Source organism: Roseicyclus sp., from assembly GCF_052168335.1.
Lineage (GTDB): Bacteria > Pseudomonadota > Alphaproteobacteria > Rhodobacterales > Rhodobacteraceae > Roseibacterium.
Genome location: NZ_JBQLZP010000171.1, coordinates 1 through 6,453 on the forward strand (window position 1 = coordinate 1; position 6,453 = coordinate 6,453).

Below are 6,453 nucleotides of genomic sequence, written 5' to 3' on the forward strand. Positions count from 1 at the left end.
ATTCCTGCCGCAGAAGGCGCTGCTGGAGGCGCTGGTCGACCGCGACGTCGCCTTCGGCGTGCAGACCCGCATCGACCTGTGGAAGCCCGCGCTCCTCGAGCTGCTCGGGCGGGCGGGCTGCGTCTCGATCGAGGCGGGGCTCGAGAGCCTGACCGAGGAGGGGCGCGCCGAGCTCGCCAAGCGCTGCCGCCTCGGGACGGAGGAGCTGGCCGCGCTGCTGGTCGAGGCGCGGCGGCACGTGCCCTTCGTGCAGGCCAACCTCATCGGCGTGGTCGAGGACGACCCGGCGCTGGTGGAGCACTGGCGCGGCCACCTGATCGCGCACGGCGTCTGGGCCAACGAACCGGTGCCGCTCTATCCCTATCCGAGTTCGCCCAGCTACCGCGCGCTCTGGGGGATGCCGGACGAGCGGGCGTGGGAACGCGCCCACGACCACTACCTCGCCGCCTTCGGGCGCTTCAGCGACATCCAGGACCAGCGGCCGAGGCCGCTCGAGGAACTGGAGGCGCCATGCTGCGGATGACGCCCCCGACGACGACGCCCCTGCGTGTGCTGATGAGCGTCGACGCGGTCGGCGGTGTCTGGCGCTACGCGCTGGACCTTGCGCGGGCGCTCCGCGAAGAGGGGGTGGAGACGGTCCTCGCGGGTTTCGGTCCGGAGCCGGACAAGGAACGGTGCCGCAAGGCGGAGGCGGTCGCCGAGCTGCACTGGACGGGCGCGCCGCTCGACTGGATGGTGCCGGACGCGGCCGCGCTGACCCGCGTTCCGGGGGAGCTCGCGGACCTCGCCGCGCGCTGCGGGGCCGATGTGGTGCAGGTGAACGCCCCCTCGCAAGCCGCGGGGCTCGAGACCGACGCCCGCGTCGTCGCGGTCTGCCATTCCTGCGTGGCAACGTGGTTCCGGGCGGTCCGGCGGGACGATCCGCCCGCGCCCTGGCACTGGCAGCGCGCGCTGAACGCCCGCGGCCTCGCCCGCGCCGACCGGATCGTGGCGCCGAGCGCCGCCCATGCCGCGCTCACGCGGGCGTGCTATCCCGGCCCCGGCGATGTGGACGTGGTGCCGAACGCCGTCGCCCTGCCGCCCGGCGCGGGGGAGCGACGGCCCTTCGTCCATGCCGCCGCGCGCTGGTGGGACGCGGGCAAGGACGCGACGACCCTCGATGCCGCCGCCGCGCTGGCGGACTGGCCGGTGCTCGCCTCCGGGGCCACCGAGGGGCCGGACGGTTCCGCGACACGCTTCCGCCACGCGAAAGGCCTCGGGCCGCGTCCCCATGCGGAGGTGATCGGGGCGGCGCGGCAGGCAGGCGTCTTCGTCTCCACCTCGGTCTACGAGCCCTTCGGCCTCGCCGCGCTCGAGGCGGCGGCGTCCGGCGCGGCGCTCGTGCTCTCCGACATCCCGACCTACCGCGAGATCTGGGGCGAGGCCGCGCTCTATGCGCCGCCACGCGAGGCGGGGGCGTTCGCCCACGCGCTGAACCTCCTGGCCGCCGACGCGGGGTTCCGCAGGGACATGGCGCGCGCCGCCACAGACCGGGCGGCGCGCTTCACGCCCCGCGCCCAGGCCCGCGCCATGCGCGCGCTCTACGCGCCCGCCTCCGAGGAGGTGCCCGCCTGATGCGCTTCGTCTTCTACACCCATTCGCTCGTCTCCGACTGGAACCACGGCAACGCCCATTTCCTGCGCGGCGTCATGCGCGAGCTGCTCGCCCGCGGCCATGAAGCCATCGCGCTCGAGCCCGAGAACGGCTGGAGCCGCGCGATGCTGCGCGCCGAGGCGGGGCAGGGGGCGGAGGAGGCCTTCGCCCGGGACTTCCCCTGCCTGACCTCGCGGACCTACGGCGCGGGTTTCGACCATGCCGCCGCGCTCGACGGGGCGGACGTGGTCGTGGTCCACGAATGGACGGAGCCCGACCTCGTCGCCCGCATCGGACGCCTGCGCCGCGACATGCGCTTCACGCTGCTCTTCCACGACACGCACCACCGCGCCGTCACCTCCGAGCCGCAGATCGCGGACCTCGCGCTCGGCGATTACGACGGCGTGCTGGCCTTCGGGGAGGCGCTGCGCGAGCGCTACCTTGCGCAAGGGTGGGGACGGCAGGTCTTCACCTGGCACGAGGCGGCGGACACGCGGCTCTTCCGGCCGATGCCCGGCGAGCCGCCGGAGGGCGATCTCGTCTGGGTCGGCAACTGGGGCGACGGCGAGCGGAGCGCCGAGCTCGAGACCTTTCTCGTCCGCCCGGTGGAGGCGCTGGGACTGACCGCGACCGTGCGGGGCGTGCGCTATCCCGAGGACGCGCTGGTGCGGCTGCGCCAGGCCGGGATCGGCTACGGCGGCTGGGTGCGGAACGCCGCCGTTCCTCGCCTCTTCGCCCGTCCCCGGGTGGCGGTCCACGTCCCCCGGCGGCCCTATGTCGAGGCGCTGCCGGGCATCCCCACGATCCGGCCCTTCGAGGCGCTCGCCTGCGGCATCCCGCTCGTCAGCGCGCCCTGGGACGACGCGGAGGGGCTGTTCCGGCCGGGGCGCGACTTCCTCTACGCGCGCGGCGGGGCGGAGATGGCGGCGCAGCTTGCCCGCGTCCTCGCCGACCCCGATCTCGCCGCCGACCTCGCCGCCTCGGGCCTCGAGACGGTCCGCGCGCGGCACACCTGCGCCCACCGCGTGGACGAACTGACGGGCATTCTCGGCACGCTCGGGGCCGAGGCCGCGGCCATCGGGGAGGCCGCGGAATGAGGATCGCGTTCTACGGATCGAGCCTTCTGTCCTCCTACTGGAACGGGGCGGCGACCTACTATCGCGGGCTCCTACGGGCGATGGCCGCGCTCGGCCACGAGATCACCTTCTACGAGCCCGACATCCTCGGGCGGCAGGCCCATCGGGACATCGCGCCCCCCGACTGGGCGCGGGTCGTCGTCTATGCCGCCGATCCCGAGGGCCTCGCGCGGGTCGCGGCCGAGGCCGGCGGGGCCGACGTGGTCGTCAAGGCCTCGGGCGTCGGCTTCGCCGACGACATCGTGCTCGAGCGCGTCATGGCCGAGGCCGCGCCGGGCGCCGTCCGGGTCTTCTGGGACGTGGACGCGCCCGCGACGCTGGCCGAGATCGGCGCGGTGCCCGACCACCCGATCCGCCGTGCGCTGCCGGGGCTCGACCTCGTGCTGACCTATGGCGGCGGCGCGCCCGTGGTCGCGGCCTACCGGTCCCTCGGCGCACGCGAGGTGACGCCGATCTTCAACGCGCTCGATCCCGACACGCATTTTCCCGTCGCCCCCGATCCGCACTTCGCCGCCGACCTCTCCTTCCTCGGCAACCGGCTGCCCGACCGCGAGGACCGGGTGGAGACCTTCTTCCTCGGTCCCGCCGCCGTGATGCCGAAGCGGGGGTTCCTCCTCGGCGGAGCCGGGTGGGAGGAGCGCGCACTGCCGCCGAACGTCCGCCACCTCGGCCATGTCGGCACGGATGCGCACAACGCCTTCAACTGCTCGGCCCTGGCCGTCCTCAACGTCAGCCGCGCGAGCATGGCCTCCATGGGCTTCTCGCCGGCCACGCGGGTCTTCGAGGCGGCCGGGGCGGGCGCCTGCCTGATCACCGACGCCTGGGAGGGCATCGGCCAGTTCCTCGCGCCGGGGCGCGAGGTGTTGGTGGCGCGGGACGGCGTGGACGTGGTGGAGATCCTGAGCGACCTGACCCCCGAGCGCGCCCGCGCGCTCGGCGAGGCCGCCCGCGCCCGCGTCCTCGCCAAGCATTGCTACGCCCACCGCGCGCGGGAAGCAGACGCCTGCATCGCGCGCGCCGCGACGCTGCGCCGGGAGGTGCCGGTGGGATGACCGGGCCGCTCGACATCGCGGTCTTCGGCCTCTCGCTCAGCTCGTCCTGGGGCAACGGCCATGCCACCACCTGGCGGGCGCTGATCCGTGGGCTTCGCCGGGCCGGGCACCGGGTCCTCTTCCTCGAACGCGACATGCCCTGGTACGCGGGACACCGCGACCTGACCGACCCGGATTTCTGCACGCTCGACCTCTACGACAGCCTCGACACCGTCCTGCGGCGGCACACCTGGCGCCTGCGGGCGGCCGACGCGGTGATCGTCGGCTCCTACGTGCCCGAGGGGATCGCGCTGATCGACCGGCTGGCGGCGCTCGGTCCGCGGCGGCTCTGCTTCTACGACATCGACACGCCGGTGACGCTCGCCCGCCTCGCGAAAGGCGAGGAAGAGTATCTCGCCCGGCGCCAGATCCCGCTCTTCGACGTCTATTTCTCCTTCACCGGCGGCCCGATGCTCGAGACGCTCCGGCGCGACTGGGGCGCGCGGCGGGCCGAGGCGCTCTGGTGCGCGGTCGACAGCGACAGATACCGTCCGACGGGCGACGCGGCGGACTGGGATCTCGGCTATCTCGGCACCTACAGCTCCGACCGGCAGGATGCGCTCAAGCGGCTCCTGATCGAGCCCGCCCGCAGGCTGCCCGCCCGCCGCTTCGTCGTCGCCGGACCGCAATATCCCGAGGGCATCGACTGGCCCGCGAACGTGGAGCGGATCGCGCATCTGCCCCCCGACCGGCACGCCTCGTTCTACTCCCGCCAGCGCTACACCCTGAACGTGACGCGCAAGGACATGGCGGCCGCCGGCTGGTCGCCTTCCGTCCGCCTCTTCGAGGCCGCGTCCTGCGGCACGCCCGTCATCAGCGACCCCTGGCCGGGGCTGCACGAAATCTTTCCCGACGCGGTCCTGTCGGCGGAAACCCCCGAGGCCGTCGTGGCGTTGCTCGAGAGCCAGCCCGAACAGGACCGGCGGGCGGTCGCGGCACGGGCACAGAGGATCGTGGCCGAGAAGCACACCGGAATGGCGCGCGCGCGCGACCTCGTCGCCGCCTTCGCCGCGGACACGGCCCCGCGGACATCGCTCCGCAACCTCGAAAGGATGAGAGAATGAAGGACACTTCAGCGCGGGGCGACAGGCTTCACGTCCTCGTCACGGGGGGCGCGGGGTTCGTCGGCTCCCACCTCTGCGCGGCGCTGCTGGCGCAGGGCCATCGCGTGACCTGTCTCGACAATTTCTTCACGGGCAAGCGGGACAACGTCGCGGCGCTCCTCGCCGATCCGCGCTTCACCCTCGTCGAGCACGACGTCTGCGAGCCCTACGAGGCGGACGCCCCCCTCGACCGACTCTACAACCTCGCCTGCGCCGCCTCGCCGCCGCGCTACCAGGCCGATCCGGTCCACACGATGATGACCTGCGTGCTCGGCGTCGGCAACATGCTGGCGCTGGCCGAGCGGCATGGCGCGCGTGTCCTGCAAGCCTCCACCAGCGAGGTCTACGGCGACCCGGCCGAGCATCCCCAGCGCGAGAGCTACCGCGGCAACGTCAGCTGCACAGGTCCCCGCGCCTGCTACGACGAGGGCAAACGCGCCGCCGAGACGCTGTGCTTCGACATCGTGCGCCAGGCCCGTCTCGACGTGCGGGTGGCGCGGATCTTCAACACCTACGGGCCGCGGATGCAGCCCGATGACGGGCGGGTCATCTCGAACCTCGTCGTGCAGGCACTGGCGGGACGCCGTCTCAGCATCTACGGCGAGGGCAACCAGACCCGCTCCTTCTGCTACGTCACCGACCTCGTGCGCGGGCTCCTCGCGCTGATGGAGGTGGACCCCGCGCCGCAGGGCCCCGTCAACCTGGGCAACCCTGACGAATACACGATCCGCGAACTTGCGGAGACGGTCCTGCGCATGACGGGCTCGGCTTCGCCGATTGCGCATCTGCCGATCCCGAAGGACGATCCGGCGCGCCGGCGGCCCGACATCTCGCTCGCCGCGCGTCACCTCGGCTGGCAGCCCCGCGTGGGCCTCGAGGAGGGGCTGTGCGAGACGATCGCGCATTTCCGCGCGCTCCGGGACGACAGAAGCAGCGTCGAGGTCGACGGTCCGGTCCGGTGGCGCCAGTTCAGCGGCATGCGCCAGCGGGCCGGCAGCCTGGAATGAACGCGGCGCATCCCCTCAGCCTCCGGGACGAGATCGCCGCGCTCGGCCCCTGGTTCCACAACCTGCGCATCGGCGGCATCGAGACCGCGCCCGACCATTTCCTCGGGGATCACCCGCGCGAGAAGTGGGACGCCGTCTCGCATGTCCTGCCCGACGACCTCGGCGGACGGAGCGTGCTCGACATCGGCTGCAACGCGGGGTTCTTCGCGCTCGAGATGAAGCGGCGCGGGGCGGGGCGCGTGCTCGGCATCGACAGCGATCCGCATTACCTGCGGCAGGCGCGCTTCGCGGTGTCCATGGCCGGGGCCGACATCGAGCTTCGGCAGATGTCGGTCTACGACCTGCAGCGACTGGGAGAGCGCTTCGACCTCGTGCTCTTCATGGGCGTCTTCTACCACCTCCGCCATCCGCTGCTGGCACTCGACATCATCCACGAACATGCCGCGGACGACCTGATGCTGTTCCAGTCGCTCCAGCGCGGCGC

At 73.0% G+C, this 6,453-nt stretch carries 6 protein-coding genes and 1 pseudogene; all 7 read left to right on the top strand.

Annotated elements, in window-relative coordinates:
• Positions 1 to 523 (top strand): annotated as a pseudogene (locus tag ACTS11_RS05275) (TIGR04295 family B12-binding domain-containing radical SAM protein); the annotation flags it as partial.
• Positions 511 to 1,614, top strand: a complete 1,104-nt coding sequence (locus tag ACTS11_RS05280) for a glycosyltransferase (RefSeq protein WP_442639294.1) — start codon at positions 511 to 513, stop codon at positions 1,612 to 1,614. The pseudogene ACTS11_RS05275 and the gene ACTS11_RS05280, both read left to right, overlap by 13 nt.
• On the top strand, positions 1,614 to 2,729 hold the full coding sequence (locus ACTS11_RS05285) for a CgeB family protein (protein ID WP_442639295.1): 1,116 nt from the start codon (positions 1,614 to 1,616) through the stop codon (positions 2,727 to 2,729). The genes ACTS11_RS05280 and ACTS11_RS05285 overlap by 1 nt, the downstream gene beginning before the upstream one ends.
• Complete coding sequence (locus tag ACTS11_RS05290; RefSeq protein ID WP_442639296.1) at positions 2,726 to 3,820, top strand: CgeB family protein; 1,095 nt, start codon at positions 2,726 to 2,728, stop codon at positions 3,818 to 3,820. The genes ACTS11_RS05285 and ACTS11_RS05290 overlap by 4 nt, the downstream gene beginning before the upstream one ends.
• Complete coding sequence (locus ACTS11_RS05295) at positions 3,817 to 4,923, top strand: CgeB family protein (protein ID WP_442639297.1); 1,107 nt, start codon at positions 3,817 to 3,819, stop codon at positions 4,921 to 4,923. The genes ACTS11_RS05290 and ACTS11_RS05295 overlap by 4 nt, the downstream gene beginning before the upstream one ends.
• Positions 4,920 to 5,969: a UDP-glucuronic acid decarboxylase family protein gene (locus ACTS11_RS05300; RefSeq protein WP_442639298.1), complete on the top strand. Its 1,050-nt coding sequence runs from the start codon at positions 4,920 to 4,922 to the stop codon at positions 5,967 to 5,969. Before ACTS11_RS05295 ends, ACTS11_RS05300 begins: the two co-directional genes overlap by 4 nt.
• Positions 5,966 to 6,453, top strand: a 488-nt coding sequence (locus tag ACTS11_RS05305; protein ID WP_442639299.1) for a DUF1698 domain-containing protein, incomplete at its 3' end; no start/stop codon positions are given. The genes ACTS11_RS05300 and ACTS11_RS05305, both read left to right, overlap by 4 nt.

Coding starts and splice junctions, on each gene's coding strand:
- ACTS11_RS05300 (WP_442639298.1), top strand. CDS start 4,920: ATGAAGGACACTTCAGCGCGGGGCGACAGGCTTCACGTCCTCGTCACG.
- ACTS11_RS05285 (WP_442639295.1), top strand. CDS start 1,614: ATGCGCTTCGTCTTCTACACCCATTCGCTCGTCTCCGACTGGAACCAC.
- ACTS11_RS05280 (WP_442639294.1), top strand. CDS start 511: ATGCTGCGGATGACGCCCCCGACGACGACGCCCCTGCGTGTGCTGATG.
- ACTS11_RS05295 (WP_442639297.1), top strand. CDS start 3,817: ATGACCGGGCCGCTCGACATCGCGGTCTTCGGCCTCTCGCTCAGCTCG.
- ACTS11_RS05290 (WP_442639296.1), top strand. CDS start 2,726: ATGAGGATCGCGTTCTACGGATCGAGCCTTCTGTCCTCCTACTGGAAC.